26 protein-coding genes are annotated in these 26,058 nt (G+C 65.5%); 17 read left to right on the forward strand and 9 right to left on the reverse strand.

Annotated features, from left to right (window positions below):
• Positions 1-38 precede the first annotated feature (38 nt).
• The gene (locus CSC74_RS08800; RefSeq protein ID WP_162314067.1) at positions 39-1,193 is read right to left on the reverse strand and encodes a phage tail sheath family protein; all 1,155 of its coding nucleotides are present in this window, start codon (positions 1,191-1,193) and stop codon (positions 39-41) included.
• Positions 1,194-1,302: 109 nt separating this feature from the next.
• Between CSC74_RS08800 and CSC74_RS08805 the strand changes: the two genes are divergently transcribed.
• Both CSC74_RS08805 and CSC74_RS08810 read left to right on the forward strand, forming a co-directional pair.
• Entirely contained in the window at positions 1,303-2,184 is an 882-nt protein-coding gene (locus CSC74_RS08805; protein WP_162314068.1) for a DMT family transporter, read from the forward strand.
• A complete protein-coding gene (locus tag CSC74_RS08810) occupies positions 2,184-2,717 on the forward strand; it encodes a DUF1453 domain-containing protein (protein ID WP_162314069.1) in 534 nt (177 codons plus the stop codon). Before CSC74_RS08805 ends, CSC74_RS08810 begins: the two co-directional genes overlap by 1 nt.
• A gap of 147 nt (positions 2,718-2,864) precedes the next feature.
• On the opposite strand, the gene CSC74_RS08815 is transcribed toward CSC74_RS08810, so the two are convergent.
• The 5 genes from CSC74_RS08815 to otsB form a co-directional block, all read right to left on the reverse strand.
• Positions 2,865-3,155: a hypothetical protein gene (locus CSC74_RS08815; protein ID WP_162314070.1), complete on the reverse strand. Its 291-nt coding sequence runs from the start codon at positions 3,153-3,155 to the stop codon at positions 2,865-2,867.
• A 163-nt stretch (positions 3,156-3,318) separates the two neighbouring features.
• Positions 3,319-3,993 (reverse strand): OmpW/AlkL family protein, encoded by a 675-nt coding sequence (locus CSC74_RS08820; RefSeq protein ID WP_162314071.1) that lies wholly within the window; start codon positions 3,991-3,993, stop codon positions 3,319-3,321.
• Positions 3,994-4,391: 398 nt separating this feature from the next.
• Positions 4,392-5,759 carry an alpha,alpha-trehalose-phosphate synthase (UDP-forming) gene (otsA, locus tag CSC74_RS08825; RefSeq protein ID WP_162314072.1) on the reverse strand — a complete coding sequence of 456 codons (1,368 nt, stop codon included), beginning with the start codon at positions 5,757-5,759 and terminating at the stop codon, positions 4,392-4,394.
• Positions 5,756-7,552, reverse strand: a complete 1,797-nt coding sequence (locus tag CSC74_RS08830; protein ID WP_162314275.1) for a glycoside hydrolase family 15 protein — start codon at positions 7,550-7,552, stop codon at positions 5,756-5,758. Before CSC74_RS08830 ends, otsA begins: the two co-directional genes overlap by 4 nt.
• Positions 7,553-7,578: 26 nt before the next feature.
• Positions 7,579-8,352, reverse strand: a complete 774-nt coding sequence (gene otsB, locus CSC74_RS08835; RefSeq protein ID WP_162314073.1) for a trehalose-phosphatase — start codon at positions 8,350-8,352, stop codon at positions 7,579-7,581.
• Between the two features lie 195 nt (positions 8,353-8,547).
• On the opposite strand from otsB, the gene CSC74_RS08840 reads away from it, so the two are divergent.
• The 3 genes from CSC74_RS08840 to lpdA all read left to right on the forward strand — a co-directional run bounded on the left by CSC74_RS08840 (position 8,548) and on the right by lpdA (position 12,774).
• The gene (locus tag CSC74_RS08840; RefSeq protein WP_211369599.1) at positions 8,548-9,297 is read left to right on the forward strand and encodes a DUF2884 family protein; all 750 of its coding nucleotides are present in this window, start codon (positions 8,548-8,550) and stop codon (positions 9,295-9,297) included.
• Between the two features lie 131 nt (positions 9,298-9,428).
• Positions 9,429-10,874 carry a dihydrolipoyllysine-residue acetyltransferase gene (locus CSC74_RS08845; protein ID WP_162314075.1) on the forward strand — a complete coding sequence of 482 codons (1,446 nt, stop codon included), beginning with the start codon at positions 9,429-9,431 and terminating at the stop codon, positions 10,872-10,874.
• A gap of 85 nt (positions 10,875-10,959) precedes the next feature.
• Positions 10,960-12,774, forward strand: a complete 1,815-nt coding sequence (gene lpdA, locus CSC74_RS08850; RefSeq protein WP_162314076.1) for a dihydrolipoyl dehydrogenase — start codon at positions 10,960-10,962, stop codon at positions 12,772-12,774.
• A gap of 139 nt (positions 12,775-12,913) precedes the next feature.
• Here lpdA and CSC74_RS08855 read toward each other — a convergent pair whose 3' ends face one another.
• On the reverse strand, positions 12,914-13,102 hold the full coding sequence (locus tag CSC74_RS08855) for a DUF2061 domain-containing protein (RefSeq protein WP_162314077.1): 189 nt from the start codon (positions 13,100-13,102) through the stop codon (positions 12,914-12,916).
• Between the two features lie 486 nt (positions 13,103-13,588).
• Here CSC74_RS08855 and CSC74_RS08860 point away from each other — a divergent pair, with 486 nt between their 5' ends.
• The 9 genes from CSC74_RS08860 to CSC74_RS08900 all read left to right on the forward strand — a co-directional run bounded on the left by CSC74_RS08860 (position 13,589) and on the right by CSC74_RS08900 (position 20,804).
• Positions 13,589-13,930, forward strand: a complete 342-nt coding sequence (locus CSC74_RS08860; protein WP_281349740.1) for an ATP synthase subunit I — start codon at positions 13,589-13,591, stop codon at positions 13,928-13,930.
• On the forward strand, positions 13,920-14,789 hold the full coding sequence (gene atpB, locus CSC74_RS08865) for a F0F1 ATP synthase subunit A (RefSeq protein ID WP_162314079.1): 870 nt from the start codon (positions 13,920-13,922) through the stop codon (positions 14,787-14,789). The genes CSC74_RS08860 and atpB overlap by 11 nt, the downstream gene beginning before the upstream one ends.
• 61 nt (positions 14,790-14,850) lie before the next feature.
• Positions 14,851-15,126: a F0F1 ATP synthase subunit C gene (gene atpE / locus CSC74_RS08870; protein WP_093285301.1), complete on the forward strand. Its 276-nt coding sequence runs from the start codon at positions 14,851-14,853 to the stop codon at positions 15,124-15,126.
• Between the two features lie 58 nt (positions 15,127-15,184).
• The gene (locus tag CSC74_RS08875) at positions 15,185-15,655 is read left to right on the forward strand and encodes a F0F1 ATP synthase subunit B (protein ID WP_162314080.1); all 471 of its coding nucleotides are present in this window, start codon (positions 15,185-15,187) and stop codon (positions 15,653-15,655) included.
• A 4-nt stretch (positions 15,656-15,659) separates the two neighbouring features.
• Positions 15,660-16,187 (forward strand): F0F1 ATP synthase subunit delta, encoded by a 528-nt coding sequence (locus CSC74_RS08880; RefSeq protein WP_162314081.1) that lies wholly within the window; start codon positions 15,660-15,662, stop codon positions 16,185-16,187.
• Between the two features lie 57 nt (positions 16,188-16,244).
• Entirely contained in the window at positions 16,245-17,792 is a 1,548-nt protein-coding gene (gene atpA / locus CSC74_RS08885) for a F0F1 ATP synthase subunit alpha (protein ID WP_162314082.1), read from the forward strand.
• 77 nt (positions 17,793-17,869) lie between these two features.
• Positions 17,870-18,733: a F0F1 ATP synthase subunit gamma gene (gene atpG / locus CSC74_RS08890; protein ID WP_162314083.1), complete on the forward strand. Its 864-nt coding sequence runs from the start codon at positions 17,870-17,872 to the stop codon at positions 18,731-18,733.
• A 103-nt stretch (positions 18,734-18,836) separates the two neighbouring features.
• Positions 18,837-20,267 (forward strand): F0F1 ATP synthase subunit beta, encoded by a 1,431-nt coding sequence (gene atpD / locus CSC74_RS08895; RefSeq protein WP_162314084.1) that lies wholly within the window; start codon positions 18,837-18,839, stop codon positions 20,265-20,267.
• A gap of 111 nt (positions 20,268-20,378) precedes the next feature.
• Complete coding sequence (locus CSC74_RS08900; protein WP_162314085.1) at positions 20,379-20,804, forward strand: F0F1 ATP synthase subunit epsilon; 426 nt, start codon at positions 20,379-20,381, stop codon at positions 20,802-20,804.
• A gap of 160 nt (positions 20,805-20,964) precedes the next feature.
• Here CSC74_RS08900 and CSC74_RS08905 read toward each other — a convergent pair whose 3' ends face one another.
• Together CSC74_RS08905 and CSC74_RS08910 are read right to left on the reverse strand one after the other, a co-directional pair.
• Positions 20,965-21,348, reverse strand: coding sequence for a GtrA family protein (locus CSC74_RS08905; RefSeq protein ID WP_162314086.1), 384 nt, complete (start codon positions 21,346-21,348; stop codon positions 20,965-20,967).
• On the reverse strand, positions 21,345-23,414 hold the full coding sequence (locus tag CSC74_RS08910; protein ID WP_162314087.1) for a hypothetical protein: 2,070 nt from the start codon (positions 23,412-23,414) through the stop codon (positions 21,345-21,347). The genes CSC74_RS08905 and CSC74_RS08910 overlap by 4 nt, the downstream gene beginning before the upstream one ends.
• Before the next feature lie 75 nt (positions 23,415-23,489).
• Between CSC74_RS08910 and glmU the strand changes: the two genes are divergently transcribed.
• The 3 genes from glmU to CSC74_RS08925 are packed head-to-tail and all read left to right on the forward strand — an operon-like array spanning position 23,490 to position 25,900.
• Complete coding sequence (glmU, locus tag CSC74_RS08915; protein ID WP_162314088.1) at positions 23,490-24,866, forward strand: bifunctional UDP-N-acetylglucosamine diphosphorylase/glucosamine-1-phosphate N-acetyltransferase GlmU; 1,377 nt, start codon at positions 23,490-23,492, stop codon at positions 24,864-24,866.
• Positions 24,863-25,357 carry a DinB family protein gene (locus CSC74_RS08920; RefSeq protein WP_162314089.1) on the forward strand — a complete coding sequence of 165 codons (495 nt, stop codon included), beginning with the start codon at positions 24,863-24,865 and terminating at the stop codon, positions 25,355-25,357. Before glmU ends, CSC74_RS08920 begins: the two co-directional genes overlap by 4 nt.
• 6 nt (positions 25,358-25,363) lie before the next feature.
• A complete protein-coding gene (locus CSC74_RS08925) occupies positions 25,364-25,900 on the forward strand; it encodes a GNAT family N-acetyltransferase (protein WP_246193079.1) in 537 nt (178 codons plus the stop codon).
• Positions 25,901-26,058: the final 158 nt, after the last annotated feature.

The following is a 26,058-nucleotide window of genomic DNA, read 5'->3' on the forward strand; positions in this document are numbered from 1 at the left end:
GGGTGCGCTAGGTTAACGCAAGCCGGGACGCAGCTGCCTCATCCGGCGGTGTCGGCCGTCGGTTGCGAGAGGCGGAAGATCGCGAATTCGGCCGGCTTCAGGAGCGCGACCCCGACCAGGCAGACCAGCCGGCCCTGGTCGATATCTTCCTGGGTCATGGTGCTGCGGTCGCAGCTGACGAACCACGCCTGCTCCGGCTTGCTGCCCAGCAGGGCACCGTTCCTCCACTCGTCGTGAAGGAAGTCCTGGATGACCGCGCGCAAGTTGCTCCAAAGGGTTTCGTCGTTCCGCTCGAACGCCGCCCAACGCGTACCGCGCTCCAGCGATCGCTGCAGGTAGTCGGAATAGCGCCGGATGTTGATGTACTTCCATTCCGGATCGGAACCCATCGTGCGTGCGCCCCACACCCGCAGGCCGCGTCCGTCGAACGCACGCAGGCAATTGATGCCTTCCGGGTTGAGCACGTCCTGTTGCAACTCGCTCAATCGGGTCTCGAAATCCAGCGCGCCACGGATCGCGCTGTTCGCGGGGGGCTTGTGGATGCCTTGCTCGATGGCGGTGCGAACATGGATCCCGCACAGGAAGCCACCGGGCGGCAGCGTGATCGAAGCGGCTCCGGTCGTCGCCAGGACGTCATTCGCGACGATCCATGGGTAATACAGCGCGGCATGCGAGGTATCGAGGCGCGCACGTTGGGCACGCACCTGCGCAAGATCCTGCGCGGCCGGCGGGTCCAGGACCAGGAATCTTCCGGGCTCGTGCCCGGCGTGCGCCACCAGCACATCCTCGATGGGCTCGCGCTGCGCCCACGTCGACGCGCCCGGCGCATGCACCAGGGAGATGTCGGCCAACCCCAGGCTCGATGCCAATGCCGCCGCGTAGTCGCTTGCCTGTGGCTCTCCACCCATGCCGCCGACCGGCACCACGCACAACTTCCTGCCGCCATTCTGGAAGTAGGCGTGGGCGGCGTAGGCCAGGTAATTGGGTGATGTGACGCCTGCAAGGTCGATACGCGATGAGCTGCCCCAGGCATCGACGAACTCCTGCCATCCGGTCACCACGCGGGGTGCAGGGTCGGGATCGCCCGGCAGCGCACCCACGAACAGGGTCAGGTCGGTGGATGACGCCTCGATGCTGCGTGCGCGGTAGGCGATTTCCTCCGCATATACGCCAGGACTCGGGTATTCAGGCATGGGGACTCCGGATTCGGCCGGTTCGGCAGACAGATTCGACAGGAACAACGCGACAAGCGGCCCACTCAGGCCCCGCTGTCGAAAGCATGCCGGAAAGGGATAATGCGGCATGGACTCCCGCCCTTCCCACCTGCCTGCGATCACCCTGATGCTGGTTGCCGTCGCGCTGTTCGCGCTGATGGACGCCGGCTTGAAGCTGCTTTCGCCGCATTACCCGCCGTTGCAGGTGGCGACCCTGCGCGGGCTGTCGTCGCTGCCGCTGGTGCTGGTGTGGGTGCTGTGCACGGTCAGGCCGCAGGCGCTGCTGCGCGTGCACTGGCCGTTGCACCTGCTGCGCGGGGCATTGGGCATCGGCATGATGTTCGGTTTCGTCTACGGTTTGCGGACCATGCCGCTTTCCACCGCTTACGCGATCACCTTCATCGCGCCGATGCTGGTCACCGCCATGGCCGTGCCGTTCCTCGGCGAAAAAGTGGGCCCGCGGCGCTGGACCGCGATCGTGATCGGACTGGTCGGCGTGCTGGTGGTGCTGCGCCCGACCGGACAGGGCATGGCGACCCTGGGCGGCCTGGCCATCCTCATTGCCGCGGTCTGCTATGCGGCCAGCGCGATCACCGTGCGCCTGCTGGCGCAGCGCGACAGCAGCCAGTCGATGGTGTTCTGGTTCCTGATCCTGCTGTCGCTGGGCGCCGGAGCGATGGCCGCACCGGATTGGCGGCCGTTGCAGTCCGGCGACCTGTGGGTGATCGCCGGGGTCGGCGTGTCCGGCTCGCTGGCCCAGGTGGCGCTGACCGAAGCTTTCCGTCGTGGCGAGGCCTCGCTGATCGCGCCGCTCGAATACAGCGCGCTGGTCTGGGGCGTATGCCTGGACCTGGCGCTGTGGCATGTCTTGCCCGATGGCGTGACCTGGATCGGCGCGGGCATCATCGTCGCCAGCGGCCTGTACCTGCTGCGTCGCGAAAAGGTACACGCGGAAGCCGAACACCCCTGATGCCGCTGCTCATTGTCCCGCTGGTGATCCTGGTCCTGCTGGTCTTGTGGCTGCTGTTGCTGCCGCTGTCGCTATGGCAGCGCTACCGCCTGGGCAAGGCGCGGCGCAGGGCGTGGCCGTGGATGGTGAATTTGAATTCGTGGCTGCTGCTGCTTTCTGCGGGCGTGTTCCTGGCCAGCATGGCCCTGACCGATCTCTGGTGGCCCGGGGCGCTGGGCTACGCGTCGGCGGGGCTGGGCATCGGCCTGGTTACCGGCGTCCTAGGTCTGTGGCTGAGCCGTTTCGAGAGCACTGCGCAGGGCCTGTTCTACACCCCGAATCCCTGGCTCGCATTGGGCCTGACGCTGCTGGTCGCGGCACGGATCGCGATGGGCTTCGTGGAGATGTGGCGCTACTGGCAAGGCCGCGAAGCGCTGTCGATCATCCCGGTACTGGACCACGCCAGCCTTTTCGCCGTGGCCGGCCTGCTGATCGGCCATTACCTCGGCTACACGTGGGGTCTGCGGCGCAGGTTGCGGCGAACTGCAGTTTAGGGAATCGGTGAATGATTCCAGCGCGTGGCTCGACGCTCAGGTTGTGGGAGGGGCGTCAGCCCCGATGCTCTCGGATGGAAAGCTTCGGGGCTGACGCCCCTCCCACGCCCCGAAGGAAGTCCCCTGGGGGGGCAGGCCCACCATTCCTTAAAAATCCTCGACGATCTCGATCGCGCTTTCGGTGCGCTCGGCCAGCGCTTCCACCACTGCATGGATGCGGCGCACGGCTTCGTCGTTGGGCGCCTCGATCTCGATTTCGTGCAGGCCGGGAGACTCGTCGTCGGGCAAGCCGGCGGAACTGGAGTCTTCGTCGTCCATGTGCGGCATCAGGTCGGCCACTTCCTCGACACGCTCAATGCCCTCGATCGCTTCCAGCGCGTGCATCAGTTCGGAGGCGGCGTATTCGTTGCCGGTGACGCGAAGTCTGACGGTGGGCATGGCGGTTCCTCTCGCCGGATCATCCGGCGCTGGGTCCAACGCTAACTTTCCTTCCGCTAAAAGCGGGTGAGCAGATGAGTCTCGGCGGGCATGCATGAAAACGGCAGGCCCGTTGCCGAGCCTGCCGCGTTGTCGTTACGTGATACGTGATGCGTAGTTCCGATCAGAAGCGCGCGCCGATACCGATACCCAGCGTCAACGGATTCAGCTTCAGGTTCTCGCCTGTCGACTCGCCCGCAACCTTCACATCGGAATCGCCCTTCATGTAACGCAGGTCGGTGCGCGCGAACCAGCGGCTGTTGATGTTGAAGTCCATGCCGGCGGTGGCGATGGCGCCCTTGGCGGTATCCAGGCCGACATGCAGGCCGTCACCGGAGATGTCCTCGTTGCTGAAGTTGGACTCGTAGTAGCCCAGGCCCACGAACGGGCGCATGACCGCGTCCGCGGCGCGGAAATGGTACTGGCCGCTCAGCGCGATCGGCTGCTGTTCCACCGTGCCGATCTTGCCTTCGGGGCCGCGCACGCGGTGGTTGAACTTGTCGGCGGCGCCCCACAGCTCGATCGCCATGTTGTCGTTGAAGTACCAGCTGGCGCTCAACGTCGGCGCGCTGCCGCCGTCGATGTCCAGGCCGGTGGCCGGGTCGGAGTCGGGTTTCAGGATAGCGCCGCCACCGACGATCGCGATGCGCTTGCCGGAAACGGTGCCATTGCTGTCGGTGGTGGTGACGGCAGCGGTATCGGTCGTCGTATCGGTGCTTGCGGCGTCCTGCGCGAACGCGGAGGGCGCGATGGCGATGGCGGAAAGCAGGGCGATGCTCAGGGGTTTAAGTGAAGACATTTGGTTCTCCTCATGTTCTTGTGGATGCGCCCGGGGAGAGGGCAGCGCACACCGTAGCCAGTCGCGCATGAATGCATGCCGGCATGAGGGGTTTATTCGTCATGTATTTTCATCGGCGCTTCATCGTGTTGACGGATGGGTCGCGATATCGATATTCAGCGTCGTGATATCCGATTCATGTTCCATGCGCGAATGGATTCATGAAGGAACGAACTCGCGTGACATTAGCAAGCGCACGGGATTGCATCGGCGGAGACCGGTGACTTCAAGCCATTGATCGAAAGCCAGGGCGCTTGGTTGACCGGCTTGCGCCGTTGAAAAGCACTTCCGCCTTCGCCGGGGGTTCAGCAGCCGGATGGCTGGTCATGACGAGCAAGAGAGGATTGTTCGGAGATTGGCTACGCCGCTTCCAGCGCCTGCAGGTAACGCCTGCGCCACGCGCCTATGTCGTTCTCCTGCAACTGGTCCATCAGCGCGCGCCATCTTTCCACGCGCTCGGAAAGGGGCATGCCGGATGCGGTGGCGATGGCGTCGGCCACGCCGTCCAGGTCGTGCGGGTTGACGATCAATGCTTCCTTCATTTCGTCCGCGGCACCGGCCAGGATCGACAACACCAGCACACCGGGGTCGGATCCGTCCTGTGCGGCGACGAATTCCTTGGCCACCAGGTTCATGCCGTCGCGCAGCGGCGTGACCAGACCGAGGCGGGCCATGCGATAGAAGCCGGTCAGCGTAGCGTGGGCGAAATTCTTGTTGACGTAGCGCAGCGGCGTCCAGTCGGGCTGGGCATGGTTGCCGTTGATGTGCCCGGCGATCTGTTCCAGCTCGTTGCGCAGCAACTTGTATTCCGACACTTCGCCCCGCGACACCGGCGCGATCTGCAGGTAGGTCAACAGTCCTTTCTGCTTGGGGTGCCGCTGCAGGTAACGCTCGAAGCCGTGGAAGCGTTCCGGCAATCCCTTCGAGTAGTCCAGCCGGTCCACGCCGATGGCCAGTTGCCTTGGCTCCAGGCTCTTGCGCAGGTCGCGCACGGCAGGCTTGTTCACCGCCTCCCTGGCCTGCTGCGCGATCAGTCCGGTGTCGATGCCGATCGGAAAGGCGCCGGCACGGAAGCGATGGCCGTCCGGCGCCTGCAGCTCTCCGTCGCCGATCACCTTGCCCTCGCCGAACAGGCGCACATAGGCCTGGAAGCGTTCGACGTCGCGCTGGGTCTGGAAACCCACCAGGTCGTAGGCATACAGGCTGGACATCAGGCGCAGATGCTCGGGCAACGCCTGCACCAGGTCGGCGGAAGGCATCGGCACGTGCAGGAAGAAGCCGATCTTGCAGCCGATCCCGCGCTCGCGCAGCATCGAGGCCAGTGGGATCAGGTGGTAGTCGTGGATCCACACGGTGTCGCTGTCGCGCAACAGCGGCGCAAGCTTCTCGGCGAACAGCGCATTGACCCGGCGATAGCCCTCGCGCTTGCCGCGATCGTAGTCGACCAGGTCCAGGCGGAAATGCAGCAGCGGCCACAGCGTGCGATTGGCGAAGCCGTTGTAGTAATCGTCGTGGTCCTTGCGGTCCAGATCCATGGTCACGAAGCGGATGTCGCCATCGGTCTGTTCGTACAGGCTGCCGCTGGGCTCGCGGGTGACTTTCCCGCTCCAGCCGAACCACAGGCCGCCACGCTCCTTCAGCGCCGCCAGCAAGCCCACGGCAAGTCCGCCAGCACGGCTTTCGCCCGGCACCGCGACGCGATTGGAGACGACCACCAGCCGGCTCACGAGGCTTCCTGCCACGAACGCGACAGGCGCATCGCGGCGATGATCAGGCCGACATGGGAATAGGTCTGCGGAAAATTCCCCCAGGCCTCGCCGCCGTCGAAGGCCAGGTCCTCGGATAGCAAACCAAGCGGATTGCGCCGCGCCAGGATCCGCTCGAACAATTCGCGCGCCTCGTCCTTGCGCCCGATCGCCGCCAGCGCGTCGATGTACCAGAAGGTGCAGATGGTGAAGCTGGTTTCCGGCGAACCGAAATCGTCCGGCGCCACGTAGCGGAACAGCGCGTCGCCGCGCTTGAGGTCGCGACCGATCGCCTCGACCGTGCCGATGAAGCGCGGGTCGTCGGGCTGCACGAAGCCCAGGTCGGCCAGCAGCAGCAGCGAAGCATCCAGGCGCTCGCCGCCGAAGGTATCGGTGAAATGGCCGAGCGTTCCGCTCCACGACTGCTCGATCACGCGCGCATGGATCGCTTCGGCCCGGTCGCGCCAGTAGGTTTGGCGGGATTCCAGTTCCAGTTTGCCCGCGATCTTCGCCAGCCGGTCGCAGGCGGCCCAGCACATCACGCTGGTGTAGGTGTGGACTTCGGCGCGGCCGCGGAACTCCCACAACCCGGCGTCGGGAACATCGTGCAGGGCGAAGGCGCGTTCGCCCAGCGGTTCGAGCCGGGCGAAGGCATCGATGTCGCCCGGATCGGCCAGCCGCTGGTCGAAGAACAGCTGGGTGGATGCCAGGACCACGCTGCCGTACACGTCGTGCTGTTTCTGCACCCAGGCCAGGTTGCCGCGCCGCACCGGCCCCATGCCGCGGTAGCCGGCCAGGCTTTCCACTTCGTATTCGTGCAGCTGTTCCTCGAAATTGATCCCGTATAGCGGTTGCAGGCTGCCGTCGCTGGTGGCGATGTTGAAGATGTAGCGCAGGAACTCCTCCATGCTGCGGGTCGCGCCCAGCCGGTTCAGCGCACGCACCACGAACGCGGCGTCGCGCAGCCAGCAATAGCGATAGTCCCAGTTGCGCGGTGTGTCCGGCGCTTCGGGAATGGAGGTGGTCATCGCCGCGATGATCGCGCCGCTGTCTTCGTACTGGCACAGCTTCAAGGTGATCGCGCTGCGGATCACCGCCTCCTGCCAGTCCAGCGGGATGGACAGGTAACGCACCCATTCGCACCAGTAGCTGGTGGTGCGTTGCTGCGCCTCGTGCACGAATCCGGCCACGCCACGCGCCAGCGATTCGTCCGCGCCCAGAACAAGATGCACCGGATGCGCGAGCACGAACGGAGTTTCCTCGCGCACGAAACGCACCGGCACGTCGGTAGTCAGGCGCAGGGTGAAATCGGGAAGCAGCCAGCGCACGTGGTTGCTGCCCCAAGTGGATTCCGGCAACCGCGCGCCCCAATCCGCCAGCGGGCGCGCACGCACGCGGATCCGCGGGTTGCCGCTGAGCGGCGTGACCCGGCGCACCAGCATCACCGGCCGGTAGAAGCGCTCGTGCTCGCGCCAGCGCGGGGCGAAATCGATGATTTCCACCGCGCCGCCCTGGCGGTCGTGCAGGACCGTGCGCAGGATCGCGGTGTTGTGCAGGTAGGCCTGCTCGCTGTGCGAGAAATCCTCCAGTTCGATGGCGTAGTCGCCGCCGTCGTGCTCGCGCGGCGAGAGCAGCGCGCAGAACGCCGGATCGCCATCGAAGGCAGGCAGGCAACTCCACACCACCCGTGCCCGAGCATCGACCAGCGCGCCGAAGCTGCCGTTGCCGATCACGCCGAGATCGAGGTTTGCGGCTGTCGTGTGGGCAGCTGCCATACGGGTAGCGGTCGTGCGGGCAGTTGTCATCGTGGTTTCTCTGCGGCGCCCACAGGCACGGCATTGCGGCGAAGCCAGGCATGCACGGCGGTCGGATCGGCGAGCCTGTATCGCGCCTGGGTGGGCTCGCGCGCGCCGACCTGCACGCTCCAGCCCCCAGCCGCATGGGCGGCGGCGAAACCGAACTCGTCGGTCAGGTCGTCGCCGACGAACACCGGCGTGCGCCCCGCGAAAGGCGCCTCGGCCATCAGCGTGTGCAGCGCGCGGCCCTTGTCGACATCGGCGGGAACCAGTTCGATCACGTGATCGCCTGGCTGCAGGCGATAGCCGGGCAGCCGCGACAGGTGCGATTCGGCCAGTTGCGTCACCGCGGCGGCGGCGTGCGGCGCGGTGCGCCAGTGCAAGGCCAGGTTCGCGCCCTTGTCCTCGACCAGTACGCCGGGATGGCGTTCGGCGAACAGTCCCGCTTCCAGGCGCAGGGCCGACAGCGCATCGCCGCTGCGCACGGGTTGCGGGGCGACCACGCCGCGGAACTGCTGGCCGTGCAGGCCCGCCGCGGGAAACCGCTGCGGCGAGAACAGGCGGTCCAGTTCGGAAAGCGGCCTGCCGCTGACCAGCGCCAGCGCGCCACCGAGGCGATCGCTGACGCGGCCGATGATGTCCAGTGCGCCTAGCGGCAAGCCGACGAGGTCCGGATGGATCTCGAATTCGAGCAGGGTGCCGTCCACGTCGAGGAACAATGCGCAGGCATCGTCCAGCACGGGAGGTGGCGGGCGGCGAAGTGGAGTCGCGTCGGCCATGCAGGCATTGTTGCAGTGCGGGGGTGAACAGTTCGTTCAAGCCTGCGCATGGTGGTGTTCGGCCCAATGGCTGCCGGTTGTCGCGGGACCGTTCCGGTGCGACAGGCACCCGCAACGTCATCCATGCCGAAAGGCACGTTGGCAACGGTCGCCGGACTGGCATGCTGGCGGCGTCCAAGCACCCGGGAGATGCACATGCGCCGCGCCCTCTGTTTCCTGGCCCTGCTCGCGCTGGCCGCCGGCGCCCGCGCCGGCGATGTCGAATGCAACATCGAAAGCGACTACGACCTCAGCATCAACCCGCAGAGCGTGATCCTGACCCGCGACAGCGGCACCCCCAAGTGGATCGTGATCCGCGGCGACAAGCTGTTCGTGGATGATCGTTGGGTCGCGCTCGGCCACGAAGACCGCAAGCGCATCGCCGATTTCGACCGCGGCACCCGCGAAATCATGCCGCTGGCCGCGCAGATAGGACGCGACGCCGCCGACATCGCCTTTACCGCATTGGGCGAGGTCGCCGCCGGTTTCAGCAACGACCCGGCCACGACCCGGGCCAAGCTGGAGCAGGCGCGCGGCAAGATCGATGCGCGCCTGGCGCGTTCGATCAGCGCCAACCGCTTCGATTCCAGCGACCTGGGCAAGGGCATCGGCGACGCCGTTTCCGAAGTCGTGCCGCTGGTCATCGGCGACATCGTCGGCGGCGCGGTGCGCGCCGCGCTGAGTGGCGACACCAGGCGCCTGGAAGCCATGGACGGCCTGGACAAGCAGATCGAGGCGCGGGTGCAGCCGCGGGCCAAGGCGCTGGAAAAGCGCGCGCAACAGCTGTGCACGAAGATGGAAGAGTTGGATCGACTGGACAGTGCGCTGGCGTATCGATTGCCGGGCGGCGCCAGCCTCGACCTGCTGCGGATCAAGCCCGACCGGGACGCGGAGGCTTCGGAATAGGGCGTTACCGCTCCTGTCCGGGAGGACAAACGCGCCGTAAGCCGCCATTGATTCCGTCCAGAGGTTGGCGCATCGCACGCAGATGGCCACAATAGGGGTCCCCACTCGAACCGGATCACTGGAGTCTTCATATGGCCGAACTCAAGGAAGCACGCGTTCCCGATATCGGCGACTACAGCGATGTGCCGGTGATCGAGGTGCTGGTCGCGGTCGGCGACACGGTGGTCAAGGACCAGAGCCTGATCACGCTTGAATCGGACAAGGCCACGCTGGAAGTGCCGGCGCCGTTCGCCGGCGTGATCAAGGAACTCAAGGTCAAGCTGGGCGACACGCTGTCGGAAGGCTCGGTCGTGGCCATGATCGAAGCGGCCGAGGGCGCCGCTGAAAAACCTGCGCCGACGCCCGCGCCTGCTCCTGCCGCCCCGAAGGCGGAGGTGCCCGCTTCCGAAACCGGCGCAAAAGTCGAACCGGTGGCCGTGGCCGCGCAACCCGACAAGCTGGCCCAGCGCGAGATCGCGCAGGAGCAGTCCGCATCGACCCCGGCAGCCGTGGCGCAGGTGCTCGACAATAAGCCCGGGGTCGATCCCGAAGCTTCGCCGCCGCACAGCCCGCCGGTCGAATTCAACGCCGACGCGGTATTGCCGCAGAAAGTCGCCCACGCCAGCCCGTCGGTGCGCCTGTTCGCGCGCGAACTCGGCGTCGACCTGCTCCAGGTCAAGGGCAGCGAGCGCGCCGGCCGCATCAGCAAGGAAGACGTGCAGCGCTACGTCAAGTCGGCCTTGGCGGGTGGAGCGTCTGTGGGAGGGGCGTCAGCCCCGACGGTTGCCGGTGGCAACGGCCTCAATCTCCTCCCCTGGCCCAAGGTCGACTTCGCCAAGTTCGGCGAGATCGAAGTCAAGCCGCTGTCGCGGATCAAGAAGATCTCCGGCGCCAACCTGGCGCGCAACTGGGCGATGATCCCGCATGTCACCCAGCACGACCAGGCCGACATCACCGGCCTGGAAGAACTGCGCGTGCAGTTGAACAAGGAAAATGAAAAGGCCGGCATCAAGCTGACCATGCTCGTCTTCATCATGAAGGCGGTGGTCGCGGGCCTGAAGAAGTATCCCGACTTCAACGCCTCGCTCGACGCCAGCGGCGAGAACCTCACCCTGAAGAAGTATTTCCACATCGGTTTCGCCGCCGACACGCCCAATGGCCTGGTCGTGCCGGTGATCCGCGACGTGGACAAGAAGGGCCTGGCCGAACTGGCGAAGGAAATGGGCGAACTCGCCGGCAAGGCGCGCGAAGGCAAGCTGGGTCCGGCGGAAATGTCCGGCGGCTGCTTTTCCATCAGCTCGCTCGGCGGCATCGGCGGCACCGCGTTCACGCCGATCGTCAACGCGCCGGAAGTCGCCATCCTCGGCGTCTCCAAGTCTTCGATCCAGCCGGTCTGGGACGGCAAGGCCTTCCAGCCGCGCCTGCAGTTGCCGTTGTCGCTGAGCTACGACCATCGCGTCATCGACGGCGCCTCGGCCGCGCGCTTCACCGCCTATCTGGCGCAACTGCTCGGCGACATGCGCCGCGTGCTGCTGTAGGGCGGGCCCCGGCCCGCCATCCGCATCCCATATCGCGCAAGCAGGCGGGCCAAGACCCGCTGCACGTATTAAGGAATCAGTCCGCATGGCAAACATCGAAATCAAGGTTCCCGACATCGGCGATTACACCGACGTCCCGGTCATCGAGATCCTGGTCGCCGTAGGCGACACGGTGGTCAAGGACCAGGGCCTGGTCACGCTGGAATCGGACAAGGCCACGCTGGAAGTGCCTTCGAGCGCCGCCGGCGTGGTCAAGGAACTGAAAGTGAAACTCGGCGACACGCTTTCCGAAGGCAGCGTGGTGGCGGTCCTCGAAACCGCGGACGCGGCCGCAACGCCGGCCGCACCCAAGGAAGAGGCGCCCAAGGCCGCCGAAGTCCCGGCTTCGAAGCCGCCGGTCGCGCCCTCGCATCGCGCCCCCGCCGAACCGCCCGCGCCGAAGCCGGCGCTGGGCACCGGCAAGCCGGCCGACATCGAATGCCGCATGGTCGTGCTCGGCTCCGGCCCGGGCGGCTACACCGCCGCGTTCCGCGCTGCCGATCTCGGCCTGGATACGGTGATGATCGAGCGTTATTCCAGCCTGGGCGGGGTCTGCCTCAACGTCGGCTGCATTCCGTCCAAGGCGCTGTTGCACGCCGCCGCGCTGATCGAGGAAGCCGCGCATTCGGCCGATATCGGCGTCGAGTTCGGCAAACCGAAGATCGACCTGGACAAGCTGCGCGGCTTCAAGCAGGACAAGGTCGTCGGCCAGTTCACCAAGGGCCTGGCCGGGATGGCCAAGCAGCGCAAGGTGCGCACCGTGCAGGGCGTGGCCAGTTTCGTATCGCCCAATGAGCTCGAGATCGTCGCCGACGACGGCAAGAAGCAGCTGCTGCGTTTCGAGCAGTGCATCATCGCCGCCGGTTCGCAGGCGGTGAAGTTGCCCACGTTCCCGTGGGACGACGAACGGGTCATGGATTCCACCGATGCGTTGCAGATCGCCGACGTGCCGAAGCAGCTGCTGGTGGTCGGCGGCGGCATCATCGGCCTGGAAATGGCGACGGTGTACCGCGCGCTGGGCAGCCAGGTGACGGTGGTGGAATTCATGGACCAGCTGATGCCGGGCGCCGACAAGGATCTGGTCAAACCGCTGGCCGACCGCCTGAAGAAGCAGGGCGTGGCGATCCATCTCAAGACCAAGGCGACCAAGGTCGAAGCCTCGAAGAAAGGCATCAGCGTCGCCTTCGAAAGCGCCACCGAAGGCCAGCCAGCGGAACTGCAGACCACGATTTACGACCGGGTACTGGTCGCCGTGGGCCGCTCGCCCAACGGCAACAAGATCGGTGCGGACAAGGCCGGCGTAACGGTCACCGACCGCGGTTTCATTCCCGTGGATCGGCAGATGCGCAGCAACGTGCCGCACATCTTCGCCATCGGCGACATCGTCGGTAACCCGATGCTGGCGCACAAGGCCACCCACGAAGGCAAGCTCGCCGCCGAAGTCGCGGCCGGCGAAAAGAAGGAATGGGTCGCGCGGGTGATTCCGTCGGTGGCCTATACCGACCCGGAAATCGCCTGGGTCGGGGTCACCGAAACCGAAGCGAAAGCCAAGGGCCTCAAGGTCGGCGTGGGCAAGTTCCCCTGGGTCGCTTCCGCGCGCGCGGTCGGCATCGGCCGCGGCGAAGGTTTCACCAAGCTGGTCTTCGACGAGGAAACCCATCGCATCATCGGCGGCGCCATCGTCGGTGTGCATGCGGGCGACCTGATCACCGAGATCTCGCTGGCCATCGAAATGGGCGCCGACGCGGCCGACATCGGCCACACCATCCATCCGCATCCCACCCTGAGCGAATCGGTGGGCATGGCGGCGGAAGTGTTCGACGGCACCATCACCGACCTCTATATCCCCAAGAAGAAATAGCGGCGGCGTTTCTGCGTAGAGCCGAGCTTGCTCGGCCGCTTTTGATTCTGCGCCAGGAGCATCCTTCCTTCGGTGCGTAGAGCCGAGCTTGCTCGGCTGCTCTTCGCTCAAGATCGAAAGCAGCCGAGCAAGCTCGGCTCTACGTCCGCAACACACGACGCTGCTCGATCCGCCTCCAGACCTTTTCGTGGAAATGGAACACGACCGTGTTGCAGGCTGGCTCTATCAGGGCCAGCGCTCCGCCCACCAGCACACTGCCGGTGAGCAGCCAGCCCAGCAGGAAGGCGACGGTGAAATGCAGGCCGGCGAAGCTCAGGGTCTTGCCCATGACGGGCTCCAAATGAGAATTGATCTCATTATGGAGGTGGATGGCCACTAGTCCAATGCGTCTTTTAGCTAGGTTCGATAGTCGAGAGCTATCAAAAATGCCTTCCCGTCATGCGTCCCTCCAGAAAAAGAAGAAGCCCCGGCAGCGGCCGGGGCTTCGTGGAGGGTCTGCGGCGGAGCATCGACGAGGAAGTGAGCGCAGACCGTGCAAGGACTGACCGGTCCGTCTGGGGAAAGTTCCAGAATTTAAAACTGAACAGGCAAATCGGCTGAAATCGTTTAACGCTCCACCTGAGGGCTGCTTTTTGTGGCAGCGGTCCGGGTTGCAAGTCATCGAACCGGCTTCCGGCGGTTGCCGCTGAAATTAGCCGCCTGCTATACTTTTGCGGCTTGGCGGGGCGCCTCAGTGGCCCCGCTCTTTCCATCCCACCGGGTTTCGCTTGTGCTGAATTCCGCCGCAGCGGGCCGGCGACTGGCATTGCGGGCGGTGGCATACCAAATGGCCGCCGTAGTGCTGGTGGCGCTGGTCTTCCTGATCCAGGGCTTGTCCGCGATGTTCGCGGCGCTTCTGGGCGGGGCCAGCGTGGTGTCGGGAAGTGCCCTGGCCGCGAATATCGCGCTGGGCGGCGGGGTGGTCACGGCACGGTCCGCGTTCCTGCGGTTGGTGCTGGGAACCGGCCTGAAATGGGCGGTGGTGATAACGGTATTCGCAATGGCATCGGGTGTTGGGCGCATGGCGCCGCTCCCGTTGCTGGCAGGGCTCGCGGTCGCTTTGATCGCGTACCCACTGGTTTTGAACTTTAGTGTCAGGGTAGAACGTGAGCGCTGAATCGGCTTCCGGTGGCGGGTCCACCGAATACATCCAGCACCACTTGCACCATCTCCAGTGGCAGGTCGGAGAGGGCAAGTTCATGGCCATCAACATCGACAGCGTGCTGTACGGGTTGGCCTTGTCGGGGCTGTTCCTGTTCTTCTTCCTGCGCAGCGCGCGCAGGGCGACGGCGGGCGTGCCGGGCAAGTTCCAGACCGTGGTCGAGATGGTCGTCGGTTTCGTCGACAGCCAGGTCCGCGAGACCTTCCACGGCCGCAGCAAGCTGATCGCGCCGCTGTCGCTGACCATCTTCTGCCTGGTGTTCCTGATGAACTTCATGGACATGCTGCCGGTGGACTGGTTGCCGGCGCTGTGGGGCAAGGCCAATGAAGTGGCCGGCCACGACCCCGCGCACGCCTACATGCGCGTCGTGCCCACCGCCGACCTCAACGTCACCTTCGGCCTGTCGCTGATGGTGTTCCTGCTGATCCAGGTGTTCGGCATCAGCCACAAGGGCATCGGCAAGTTCACCGCCGAGGCCTTCACCGCGCCGTTCCACGCCGAAGGCACGGTCATGAAGATCCTGCTGGCCCCCGCCAACCTGCTGCTGCGGGTGATCGAGGAGCTGGTGCGCCCGCTGTCGCTGACCCTGCGGTTGTTCGGCAACATGTACGCCGGCGAGCTGATCTTCATCCTGATCGCACTGATGACCTGGAACGCCGCGGCTTCCAGCGGCATGACCTACGTGATGGCGCCGCTGCAGTTCATTTCCGGCTTCGTCTGGACCGCGTTCCACATCCTCATCATCACCCTGCAGGCCTTCATCTTCATGATGCTGACCATCGTGTACCTGAGCATGGCGGCGGAAAGCCACTGATTTCGCTTCACCCTTTCGATCCATTCCTTTTTCAAACCTGACGAGCAGTACGGAGAACACCATGGAAAATGTCGCCCTCTACGCAGAAATCGCGAAGTTCACGGTCATCGCGGCCGGCCTGTTGATCGGTCTCGGCGCCCTCGGCACCGCGATCGGTTTCGCCATCCTTGGCGGCAAGTTCCTGGAAGGTTCGGCCCGCCAGCCGGAACTGACCCCGATGCTGCAGACCAAGATGTTCATCGTCGCCGGCTTGCTGGACGCGGTGCCGATCATCGGCGTCGCCATCGCCCTGCTGCTGATCTTCGCCAACCCGTTCCTGTCCGCGATCGCGGGCTGATCAGGCAACCGGTCTTGGCTAGCGTCGGCGCTTCGCGCGCCGGCGTCAGGAGTACGTCATGGATATCAACCTAACTTTCATCGTCCAGGGCATCGTGTTCTTCGCGGTGGCGTGGATGGTGATGAAGTTCGGCTGGCCGCACATCAATGCGGCCATCGAAGAACGCCAGCAGAAGATCGCCGAAGGACTGGCCGCGGCCGACCGCAGCCAGAAGGATCTCGCGCAGGCGCAGGAAAAGGTCAACGACGCGTTGAAAGAAGCGCGCACGAAGGCCAACGAAATCATCGACCAGGCGCACCAGCGTGCCAACCAGATCGTTGAAGCCGCCAAGAACGACGCGATCGCCGAAGCCAACCGGCAGAAGGCGCTGGGCCTGGCCGAGATCGACGCCGCCAGCACCCGCGCCAAGGAAGAGCTGCGCAAGCAGGTCTCGGTCCTGGCCGTGAGCGGCGCCGAGAAGCTGCTCAAGCGCGAGATCGACGCCAACGCCCACAAGGCGCTGCTCGACGAGCTGGCGGCAGAGATCTGATCCGATGAGCCAGGCCCTCACCCTCGCCCGTCCGTACGCCCGCGCCGCGTTTTCCATGGCGCAGGACGAAAACGGCCTCGCCGGCTGGTCCAGCGCGCTCGGTTTCGCCGCGCAGGTGGCCGCCGACCCGCGCGCCGCATCGTTGCTGCTCAATCCACAGCTGAGCCATGCCGAAGCGGTGTCGCTGCTGTCGATCGATGGCGCTGGCGAATCGTTCTCGCGCTTCCTGGCTCTGCTGGCGGAAAACCGCCGGCTGGCGCAGCTGCCGGAAATCGCCGGTTTGTACGAAGAGCTGAAGGCCGAGGCCGAACGCGTGGTCAAGGCCACCGTCACTTCCGCCACGGAACTGCCGGCCGGCGAACTCGACACGATCCGGGCGGCGTTGAAGAAGCGCTTCGGCCGCGAAGTCGAACTCGGCACCGCGATCGACGCGTCGCTGATCGGCGGCGCGGTGATCGACGCGGGCGACGTGGTGATCGATGGCTCGCTGAAAGGCAAGCTGTCGCGGCTGCAGGCCGCACTCGCCCAATAACACCTACGCGAAATTCTTTTGAACCGCCGGCTTCACTCCGGCACATAGGACTTACCCATGGCAACCACGCTCAACCCGTCCGAAATCAGCGAACTGATCAAGACCCGCATCGAGAAGGTCAAGCTGGCCGCCGAGGCCCGCAACGAAGGCACCGTGACCAGCGTGTCCGACGGCATCGTGCGCATCTTCGGCCTGGCCGACGTGATGCAGGGCGAAATGATCGAACTGCCGAACGACACCTTCGCCCTCGCCCTGAACCTGGAACGCGACTCGGTCGGCGCCGTGGTCCTGGGCGACTACGAGAACCTGCGCGAAGGCGATGTGGCCAAGACCACCGGCCGCATCCTCGAAGTGCCGGTCGGCACCGAGTTGCTGGGCCGCGTGGTCAACGCGCTGGGCGAGCCGATCGACGGCAAGGGCCCGATCGACGCCAAGATGACCGCACCGGTGGAGCGCGTGGCCCCGGGCGTGATCTGGCGCAAGTCGGTGTCGCAGCCGGTGCAGACCGGTTACAAGACCGTCGATGCGATGATCCCGATCGGCCGTGGCCAGCGCGAACTGGTGATCGGCGACCGCCAGACCGGCAAGACCGCGCTGGCCATCGACGCGATCATCAACCAGAAGGGCACCGGCATTAAATGCGTGTATGTGGCGATCGGCCAGAAGGCCTCGTCCATCGCCAACGTCGTGCGCAAGCTGGAAGAGAACGGCGCCCTGGCCCACACCATCATCGTGGCCGCCACCGCGTCCGAATCGGCCGCGATGCAGTACATCAGCGCCTACTCCGGCTGCACCATGGGCGAATACTTCATGGATCGCGGCGAAGACGCCCTGATCGTGTACGACGACCTGTCCAAGCAGGCCGTGGCCTACCGCCAGATCTCGCTGCTGCTGAAGCGTCCGCCGGGCCGCGAAGCCTACCCGGGCGACGTGTTCTACCTGCACAGCCGCCTGCTGGAGCGCGCCGCGCGCGTGTCCGAGGACTACGTGGAGAAGTTCACCAACGGCGCGGTCAAGGGCAAGACCGGTTCGCTGACCGCATTGCCGGTCATCGAGACCCAGGCCGGCGACGTGTCCGCGTTCGTGCCGACCAACGTGATCTCGATCACCGACGGCCAGATCTTCCTGGAAACCGACCTGTTCAACGCCGGCATCCGCCCGGCGGTGAACGCGGGCATCTCGGTGTCGCGCGTCGGCGGCGCCGCCCAGACCAAGATCATCAAGAAGCTGTCCGGCGGCATCCGCATCTCGCTGGCCCAGTACCGCGAGCTGGCTGCGTTCGCGCAGTTCGCCTCGGACCTGGACGAAGCCACCCGCAAGCAGCTCGAGCGCGGCCAGCGCGTCACCGAACTGATGAAGCAGAAGCAGTACCAGCCGATGTCCATCGCCAACCAGGCGCTGTCGATCTACGCGGTCAACGAGGGCTACCTGGACGACGTGCCGGTGAACAAGCTGCTGGCGCTGGAAGAAGGCCTGCACGCCCATTTCGCCAACACCAAGGGCGACCTGATCGACAAGATCAACGCCAGCGGCGACTGGAACGACGAGATCGAAGCCGCGTTCAAGGCCGGCATCTCCGAATTCAAGACGACGGGTAGCTGGTAACAAAGGCTGTGTAGAGCGGAGCTTGCTCCGCTGGGCTGGAAGGCAGCGGAGCAAGCTCCGCTCTACGGGAAGAAGAAATGGCAAGCGGTCGTGAAATCAAAACCAAGATCAAGAGCGTGCAGAACACCCGCAAGGTGACGCGCGCGCTGGAAATGGTCTCGGCCTCGAAAATCCGCAAGGCGCAGGAACGCATGAAGGCGTCGCGTCCCTACGCGCGCGCCATGAAGCAGGTCATCGGCCACCTGGCACAGGCCAATTCCGAGTACCAGCATCCGTTCCTGGTCGAGCGCAAGGAAATCAAGCGCGTCGGCTACATCATCGTCTCGTCCGACCGCGGCCTGGCCGGCGGCCTCAACAACAACCTGTTCCGCAAGACCCTGGGCGAAGTGCGCCAGTGGCAGGACAAGGGCGCCGGGATCGATGTGGTCACCATCGGCCAGAAGGCTTCGGCTTTCTTCCGCCGGATCAAGGTCGACATGCTGGCCAGCGTCACCCACCTCGGCGACCGTCCGCAGCTGGAACAGCTGGTGGGCGTGGTCAAGGTGATGCTGGATGCGTATTCGTCCGGCAAGGTCGACCGCGTGTACCTGGTGTACAACGACTTCGTCAACACCATGACCCAGCGCGCGGCCTTCGACCAGCTGCTGCCGTTGCCGGCTTCGGACACTCCGATCACCCAGCACGACTGGGACTATATCTACGAACCCGATGCCGCGACCGTGCTCGAGCACGTGCTGACGCGCTATGTGGAATCGCTGGTGTACCAGGCGGTGTTGGAGAACGTGGCCTCGGAACACGCCGCGCGCATGGTCGCGATGAAGTCGGCCAGCGACAACGCGACCAAGCTGATCGGCGATTTGCAACTGGTCTACAACAAGGCCCGCCAGGCGGCGATCACGCAAGAGATCTCGGAAATCGTGGGCGGCGCCGCAGCCGTTTGACGAATTCCCGTAGGAGCGGCGCAAGCCGCGAACCTGCAACCGAACAAGACGGTCGCGGCTTACGCCGCTCCTACAACAACTTGAAAGTTACGGAGTCAGCACCATGAGCAACCAAGGCAAGATCGTCCAGATCATCGGCGCCGTCGTCGACGTCGAATTCGCACGCACCGACGTGCCGAAGATTTACGACGCATTGAAGGTCGATGGCACCGCCATCACCCTGGAAGTGCAGCAGCAGCTGGGCGACGGCATCGTGCGCACCATCGCGCTCGGTTCCACCGACGGCCTGAAGCGCAACCTGGTCGCCACCAACACCGGCAAGGCCGTGTCGGTGCCGGTCGGCGTGGGCACCCTGGGCCGGATCATGAACGTGCTCGGTGAGCCGATCGACGAGGCCGGTCCGGTCGAAGCCAGCGAGCATTGGGAAATCCACCGCGCGGCACCGGCCTACGCCGACCAGTCCTCGGGCAACGACCTACTGGAAACCGGGATCAAGGTCATCGACCTGATGTGCCCGTTCGCCAAGGGCGGCAAGGTCGGCCTGTTCGGCGGCGCCGGCGTCGGCAAGACCGTGAACATGCTCGAGCTGATCAACAACATCGCCACCGAGCACGCGGGTCTTTCCGTGTTCGCCGGCGTGGGCGAGCGCACCCGCGAAGGCAACGACTTCTACCACGAGATGGCCGAAGCCGGCGTCATCAAGCTGGAGAACATGAAAGAGTCGAAGGTCGCGATGGTCTACGGCCAGATGAACGAGCCGCCGGGCAACCGCCTGCGCGTCGCCCTGACCGGCCTGACCATGGCCGAATACTTCCGCGACGAGAAGGACGCCGACGGCAAGGGCCGCGACGTGCTGTTCTTCGTCGACAACATCTACCGCTACACCCTGGCCGGCACCGAAGTGTCCGCGCTGCTCGGCCGCATGCCGTCGGCGGTGGGTTACCAGCCGACCCTGGCCGAGGAAATGGGCGTGCTGCAGGAGCGCATCACCTCGACCAAGACCGGTTCGATCACCTCGATCCAGGCCGTGTACGTACCCGCGGACGACCTGACCGATCCGTCGCCGGCGACCACCTTCGCCCACCTGGACGCCACCGTGGTGTTGTCGCGAAACATCGCTTCGCTGGGCATCTACCCGGCGGTCGATCCGCTCGACTCCACCAGCCGCCAGCTCGACCCGAACGTGATCGGGCACGAGCACTACGATACCGCCCGCCGCGTGCAGTCCACCTTGCAGAAGTACAAGGAACTGAAGGACATCATCGCCATCCTGGGCATGGACGAGCTGTCGGAAGAAGACAAGCAGGCCGTCGGCCGCGCGCGCAAGATCGAGCGCTTCTTCAGCCAGCCGTTCCACGTGGCCGAAGTGTTCACCGGCTCGCCCGGCAAGTACGTGTCGCTGAAGGACACCATCCGCGGCTTCAAGGCGATCTGCGATGGCGAGTACGACCACCTGCCGGAGCAGGCGTTCTACATGGTCGGCGGCATCGAGGAAGCGGTCGAGAAGGCCAAGAAGCTGGCCGAGAAGGCGTAAGGGCAGTGGTGAGGGGAGAGGAGTGAGGAGTCAGTAAAAGCTGCTCCCTCGTTTCTCACTTCTCACCTCTCACTTCTCACCTTCCCAAGCCGAACAAAGCGAGACAAACCCATGGCATCCACCATCCGTTGCGACATCGTCAGCGCCGAGCAGGAAATCTTCCACGGTGAAGCCACCCTGGTCGTGGCCACCGGCGAGCAGGGCGAGCTGGGCATCGCTCCGCGCCATGCTCCGCTGATCACCCGCCTGAAACCCGGCAAGGTCGTGGTGACCCTGCCCGGCGGCGAGCAGCTGGATTTCGCCATCGGCGGCGGCATCCTCGAGGTGCAGCCGCAGGTCGTGACCGTGCTGGCCGACACCGCGATCCGCGCGACCGACATCGATGAAGCGGCGGTGCGCGCGGCCAAGGAAGAAGCCGAACGGATACTGGCCAATCGTGGCGAAGCGATGGACGTGGCCGAAGCCCAGCAGAAGCTGGTCGAAGCCACCGTGCAGCTTCAAGCGCTGGAGCGTCTACGCAAGAACCTCAAGCACTGAGGTTTCGCCCCGCACGCATGTCGAAGCGCCGGCCTCGTGCCGGCGTTTTTTTGATCAAGGGTTTGCGGGCGGAGCGGTTGTAGGAGCGCCCCTTGGGCGCGATGCTCTTCGATCAGATCGTGCAAGAGCATCGCGGGCAAGGCCCGCTCCTACGAGGCGATTAGTGCCGGTACACCCAATGCCGCGACAACAGGAAGCCGACTACTCCCAGCGCCACTTCCAGTGCCGGCTTGGCGATCCAGGCCCAACGCAGGCCGAATACGTCATCGATGGCCCCCAGCGACCAGGTGCTGATCGCGGTGGTCGCCAGCCACATCGCCAGGAAACGTGCGAACTGCCTGCGGCCCATGCGGTGTTCGTCGCCGGAAAAAGTGATGCGCCCGTTCAACCAGAAGCCGAGCATCGCCCCGCTGATCCGCCCCACCACGTTCGCGGGCTCGACCGGCAGGCCGCCGTGGCTCAGCGCGACCATCACTCCCCAGTCCAGCAGCCATTGCAGGATGCCGATCAGCAGGTAATAGCGGCTTTGCCGCAGGACGCTCATGGCCGGGCCTCCTGCGGCTCGACGCTCCACCATTGCGCCTCTCCGAGTTCGGCACGCAAGGTCGCGTTCGCCCGGCGCAAGCCGTTGCGCTGGGCTTCGGTCAAGGTCTTTTTCCTCAGCAGAACTTCAGTGATGTTCTCTTTTTGAAACAGCGATCGCCAGGCGTCGCCGCTGGCATCGGGATCGGCGGCAGTCGCCGCCGCGGCCAACGACGGATCGTAGCGGGAAGTGGTGCGGGCCCGCGCGCCCATCTCCGCCACCCAGGCGCTGTCCGGATCCATGGCGAGCACATTGCCGGCGCTGGCGGGTGAGCCACGCAGTTGGGCAAGCAGGATGCGTTCCGGCGCGTAGTGCCGGAACGAGGCGTGGTCGTCGCCCAGCGCCAGGATGGTTTCCTTCACCGCGCCGGTCCGCAGCATCCAGTGGCCATTGGCCTGGAAGGCGAAATTGAGCAGGCATACGCTGCCCAGCAACCAGGCGGCATGCCGCGGATCGGCGCGCAAGGCGGTCGTCGCCAGCAATGGCAGCAACAGCACGCATGCGGGAAACGCGTAGCGCAGGTATTGCATCGGGATCAGCGGAAGGGCGATCGAAACAGCCATCATCATCGCGATCAGAGAAGTGCGACGCTGCATCAGCGCCAGCACCCAGCCACCCGACAGGGCGACTAGCACGAAGCCGCCGCCGCCGGCGAAGGCTTCCAGGTAGCGGCTCGTATCGAAGGTCAGGCGCCACGGCAGCAGTGCGTTGAAGCCCGCATGCCAGCGCACGTCGTCGAAGTCGGCGGCCTGGAAATAAGGCGAGTGGAAGTAAGTGTTGAACAACGGCAGGAATGGATTGCCGGCGATGATCCAGGCATAGGCATAGCTGCTGGCGCCAAGGGCCAAAGCCATCGCCGCAGCGGCAAGGGCCGGCAGCAGGCGCAGTGAATTCCGGTGCCGCCACATCGCCCAGGGCAGCAGTACGAGCGCGGCCGCAGCGGCGGCCAATTTCAGAGCCAGCAGGCCACCCACCAGCACGGCGCCGCAAAGGAGTCCGCGCCCCCGCACTTCGGTCGCTTGCACGATCAGCACGACCAGCCAGACCAGCAGCGCGGCCGTCGGCGTTTCCGTCTGCATGCTGCCCGCGAGCGATGCCGTCAACGGCAGGCTCGCATACAAGGCCATGGCGGCCCAGTTGGCGCGCGCATCGCCGCCCAGCGCCTTGCCCAGCCGCCAGACGCCGGAAGCGGTGAGCAGCATCCACAGCGCATTGACCGGACCGCGCGCTTCTTCGCCGGCGATGACCTGCGGGAACGCCTGCAGCACGTCGCCCAGCCACGGGGCCAGGGCCCAGACGTGGGTTTCCGGATCCATCGCATAGCGGCCCTGTTCCAGCAATTCCCAGGGCAGCCGCAGGTGATAACCCAGATCGTCCACCTGCAGGGTCGGCAGCCAGCTTCCGGTGCTGGCCAGGCCCAGGGCGAGCACGGCGATGCCGGCGATGCGCGGCGCCGCGGCCACCGACTGCATCCAGTCCTCGCGCAGGCTGCGCGCGCATTCCAGCAGTTGTTTTCGCCGGAGTCCCGCAAGCAGCAGGCCCAGGCCCAGATAGCTCCAGCGGAAATGCACGGGCAGCGGCAACAGCCATCCCAGCAGCGCTCCCAGCAGCGCCAGGCCGCATGTGATCTGCAGGGCGGGCGGCATGCGAGGCGAGCTGCGTGCGTCGAGCAAGCCGCCCAGGGCCAGCGCGGTAGTCGCCAGTGCCAATGTCGCCATTACCGGCACTACTCCCGCGAACAACAGCAGCGCGAGGCACCACGGCAATGCCAGTGCCGTGGCCCAGGACCAGCGTGCGAATTTACGCAGTGGCCAGGCCAGGCCCCAGGCCAGCAGGGAAAGGAGCAGCAATTCGCCGAAGCGGCCCGAATGCCATTGCTCCCACAGCCTGTAGTGGAAGATCCCGAACGCGCACAACGGCAAGCCCAGCCAAAGCAGGGCAACCTGCCGGCGCTCGGCGGGAGCGGCGGCGGGCAGCGGAGGCGCAAGCGCAGGCGGGATCGAAGTCGAAGCAGGAGGCGGAATCATCGCGCGCATGCTAACAGCGGAGCGATTTAGAATGGATCATTAGAATAGTTCGCGACACCCATCACTGGAGCGCACATGGCCGCACCCCTGCACGTCATCATCCTCGCCGCCGGCGAAGGCAAGCGCATGCGTTCGGCCAGGCCCAAGGTGCTGCAGCCGATCGCCGGGCAACCGATGCTGGCCCAGGTCATCGCCGCGGCGCGCGCGCTGGATCCGTCGGGCATCCATGTGGTGTACGGACATGGTGGGGAACAGGTGCGACAAGCCTTCGCCGACCAGCCCGACCTGCACTGGGCCGAACAGGCAAAACAACTGGGCACCGGCCATGCGGTCGAACAGGCGATGCCGCAGGTGCCGGATGCGGCCACCGTGCTGGTCCTCTATGGCGACGTGCCGCTGATCCGCAGCGAGACCCTGCAGCGCCTGCTTGCCGCACCGGGCCGGCTCGCCGTGCTGGTCGCCGAAGTCGCCGACCCGACCGGATATGGCCGCATCGTGCGCGATGCCGAGGGCCGCGTCGCCGCGATCGTCGAGCAGAAGGACGCGGACGAGGAACAACGCCGCATCCGTGTGATCAACACCGGCATCATCGCTGCAGAATCGACTGCGCTGAAGCGCTGGCTGGCTCACCTGTCCAACGACAATGCGCAGGGCGAGTACTACCTGACCGATGTGTTCGCCGCCGCCGCCGGCGAATTCAGTGCCGCGGAAATGGTCCTGGTCGGTGAGGCCATCGAAGCCGAAGGCGCCAATGATCCCTGGCAACTGGCGCAACTCGAGCGCGCCTTCCAGCTGCGACAGGCGCGCGCGCTGTGCGCGCAGGGAGCGCGCCTGCTGGATCCGGCACGCTACGACCAGCGCGGTACGGTCAGCGTGGGCCGCGACGTGGAGATCGACGTGGACGTGGTCCTGGAAGGCACGGTCGAGCTCGGCGATGGCGTGACCATCGGTCCGTTCACGCGGCTGAAGGACGTGAAACTGGGCGCCGGCACCCTGGTGCGCGCGCATTGCGATCTCGATGGCGTGGTCAGCGAAGGCGCGGCGCAGATCGGCCCGTATTCGCGCCTGCGCCCGGGCACGGTGCTCGCCGATGGCGTGCATGTCGGCAATTTCGTCGAAACCAAGAAAGCCGTGCTCGGCACGGGCAGCAAGGCCAACCACCTGACCTATCTCGGCGATGCGGTGATCGGCAGCGGCGTCAACGTCGGCGCCGGCACCATCACCTGCAACTACGACGGCATCAACAAGTTCGTCACCACCATCGAGGATGGCGCCTTCATCGGCTCCAATTCGGCGCTGGTGGCGCCGGTCACGATCGGAAAGAACGCGACCATCGGCGCCGGCTCGGTGATCAGCAAGGACGCGCCGGCCGACATGCTGACCGTGTCGCGGGTGCGGCAGCAGGCGATCGAAGGCTGGCAGCGGCCGAAGAAATCGAGTCAGAGCGAATGAATCGGGTCACCCTGGACGCGCTGGAAAGCTTCCCGCAGCAGTTGCAGGAATTTTTTTCTGCGGTACCCACCGGCTTCGAAAACTGGAAGCCAGATAGCTGGGAAGGCATCCCCAGCGAGCCTTTCAGTGCGATCGAGCAGATCTGCCACGTGCGCGACATCGAAATCGATGGCTACCACGCGCGCTTCCGGCGCGGCTTGTGCGAAACCGATCCCGTGCTCGACAACGTCGATGGCGAAACGCTGGCCGTGGAACGCGACTACGCCTCGGCTGACGCCGCTGGCGTCTTCGCCGCATTCCGCGCCGCCCGCGCGAAGACGCTTGAAACCATTTCCAGCCTGACCGAAGCGCAGTTCGAGCGCACTGCCGTGTTCGATGGCGCACCGATCAGCGTCCGTGGACTGGTGCACATGCTGTGCAGCCACGACCAGCAGCACCTGGCAGGGTTGCAGTGGTTGCTGGCCCGGATCGATGCCTCGCGTCGGCGCTGAATCGCCGTGACCCGGCCGCTGATACGTCCGGGCCACGAATCGGATATCGCCGCATTGCTGGAAGTCGAGCGTCGCGCTGCTGCGCTGCTGCTGGGCCATGGCGCCCATGACCTGTTCGCCATGCACAGCTTGTCGCCGGCCGATCTGCAGCAAGGCATCCGCAGCGGAATCCTGCGGGTCGCCGAAGTGGAGGGACAAGCCGTGGGCTTCGCCCTGTGCGGGGAGGTTGACGGACACGCGCATCTGTTCGAGATGGACGTGGTGCCGGAACACGGACGATGCGGCATCGGCAGCGCGTTGCTGGAAGCGGTTTGCGGTGAAGCCGCCACGCGCGGGTATGCAGCGATGACATTGACGACGCTGCGCGATGTGCCATGGAATGCGCCGTTCTACGCGAAGCGCGGATTCTCGGAGTTGGCTGGAACAGAGTGGGGCCAGGGACTCCGCGAGATCGTGGCCCGGGAGCGGATGCTGGGTTTCCCGATGCGGTTGCGCGTGGTGATGCGGCGTGAGTTGGCGGTACAGGGGCTCGAAATGCCTTGAGTTCTCCCCTCTCCCCTTGTGGGAGAGGATGCCCGAAGGGCAGGAGAGGGGGCGCGAGCGTAGCGACGCGTGCTTTGGCTCTTCTGCACTCGACGCACTATCGCCATTCACTGCCATTAGCTCCGGCACCCCTCTCCCGGCCTCCGGCCACCCTCTCC

The sequence above is a fragment of the Pseudoxanthomonas yeongjuensis genome (assembly GCF_010093345.1).
In the GTDB taxonomy this organism is placed as follows: Bacteria; Pseudomonadota; Gammaproteobacteria; order Xanthomonadales; family Xanthomonadaceae; genus Pseudoxanthomonas_A; species Pseudoxanthomonas_A yeongjuensis.

Coding starts and splice junctions, on each gene's coding strand:
- CSC74_RS08800 (WP_162314067.1), bottom strand. CDS start 1,193: ATGCCTGAATACCCGAGTCCTGGCGTATATGCGGAGGAAATCGCCTAC.
- CSC74_RS08805 (WP_162314068.1), top strand. CDS start 1,303: ATGGACTCCCGCCCTTCCCACCTGCCTGCGATCACCCTGATGCTGGTT.
- CSC74_RS08810 (WP_162314069.1), top strand. CDS start 2,184: ATGCCGCTGCTCATTGTCCCGCTGGTGATCCTGGTCCTGCTGGTCTTG.
- CSC74_RS08815 (WP_162314070.1), bottom strand. CDS start 3,155: ATGCCCACCGTCAGACTTCGCGTCACCGGCAACGAATACGCCGCCTCC.
- CSC74_RS08820 (WP_162314071.1), bottom strand. CDS start 3,993: ATGTCTTCACTTAAACCCCTGAGCATCGCCCTGCTTTCCGCCATCGCC.
- CSC74_RS08830 (WP_162314275.1), bottom strand. CDS start 7,552: ATGGCAGCTGCCCACACGACAGCCGCAAACCTCGATCTCGGCGTGATC.
- otsB (WP_162314073.1), bottom strand. CDS start 8,352: ATGGCCGACGCGACTCCACTTCGCCGCCCGCCACCTCCCGTGCTGGAC.
- CSC74_RS08840 (WP_211369599.1), top strand. CDS start 8,548: ATGCGCCGCGCCCTCTGTTTCCTGGCCCTGCTCGCGCTGGCCGCCGGC.
- CSC74_RS08845 (WP_162314075.1), top strand. CDS start 9,429: ATGGCCGAACTCAAGGAAGCACGCGTTCCCGATATCGGCGACTACAGC.
- lpdA (WP_162314076.1), top strand. CDS start 10,960: ATGGCAAACATCGAAATCAAGGTTCCCGACATCGGCGATTACACCGAC.
- CSC74_RS08855 (WP_162314077.1), bottom strand. CDS start 13,102: ATGGGCAAGACCCTGAGCTTCGCCGGCCTGCATTTCACCGTCGCCTTC.
- atpE (WP_093285301.1), top strand. CDS start 14,851: ATGGAAAATGTCGCCCTCTACGCAGAAATCGCGAAGTTCACGGTCATC.
- CSC74_RS08875 (WP_162314080.1), top strand. CDS start 15,185: ATGGATATCAACCTAACTTTCATCGTCCAGGGCATCGTGTTCTTCGCG.
- CSC74_RS08880 (WP_162314081.1), top strand. CDS start 15,660: ATGAGCCAGGCCCTCACCCTCGCCCGTCCGTACGCCCGCGCCGCGTTT.
- atpA (WP_162314082.1), top strand. CDS start 16,245: ATGGCAACCACGCTCAACCCGTCCGAAATCAGCGAACTGATCAAGACC.
- atpG (WP_162314083.1), top strand. CDS start 17,870: ATGGCAAGCGGTCGTGAAATCAAAACCAAGATCAAGAGCGTGCAGAAC.
- atpD (WP_162314084.1), top strand. CDS start 18,837: ATGAGCAACCAAGGCAAGATCGTCCAGATCATCGGCGCCGTCGTCGAC.
- CSC74_RS08900 (WP_162314085.1), top strand. CDS start 20,379: ATGGCATCCACCATCCGTTGCGACATCGTCAGCGCCGAGCAGGAAATC.
- CSC74_RS08905 (WP_162314086.1), bottom strand. CDS start 21,348: ATGAGCGTCCTGCGGCAAAGCCGCTATTACCTGCTGATCGGCATCCTG.
- CSC74_RS08910 (WP_162314087.1), bottom strand. CDS start 23,414: ATGATTCCGCCTCCTGCTTCGACTTCGATCCCGCCTGCGCTTGCGCCT.
- glmU (WP_162314088.1), top strand. CDS start 23,490: ATGGCCGCACCCCTGCACGTCATCATCCTCGCCGCCGGCGAAGGCAAG.
- CSC74_RS08920 (WP_162314089.1), top strand. CDS start 24,863: ATGAATCGGGTCACCCTGGACGCGCTGGAAAGCTTCCCGCAGCAGTTG.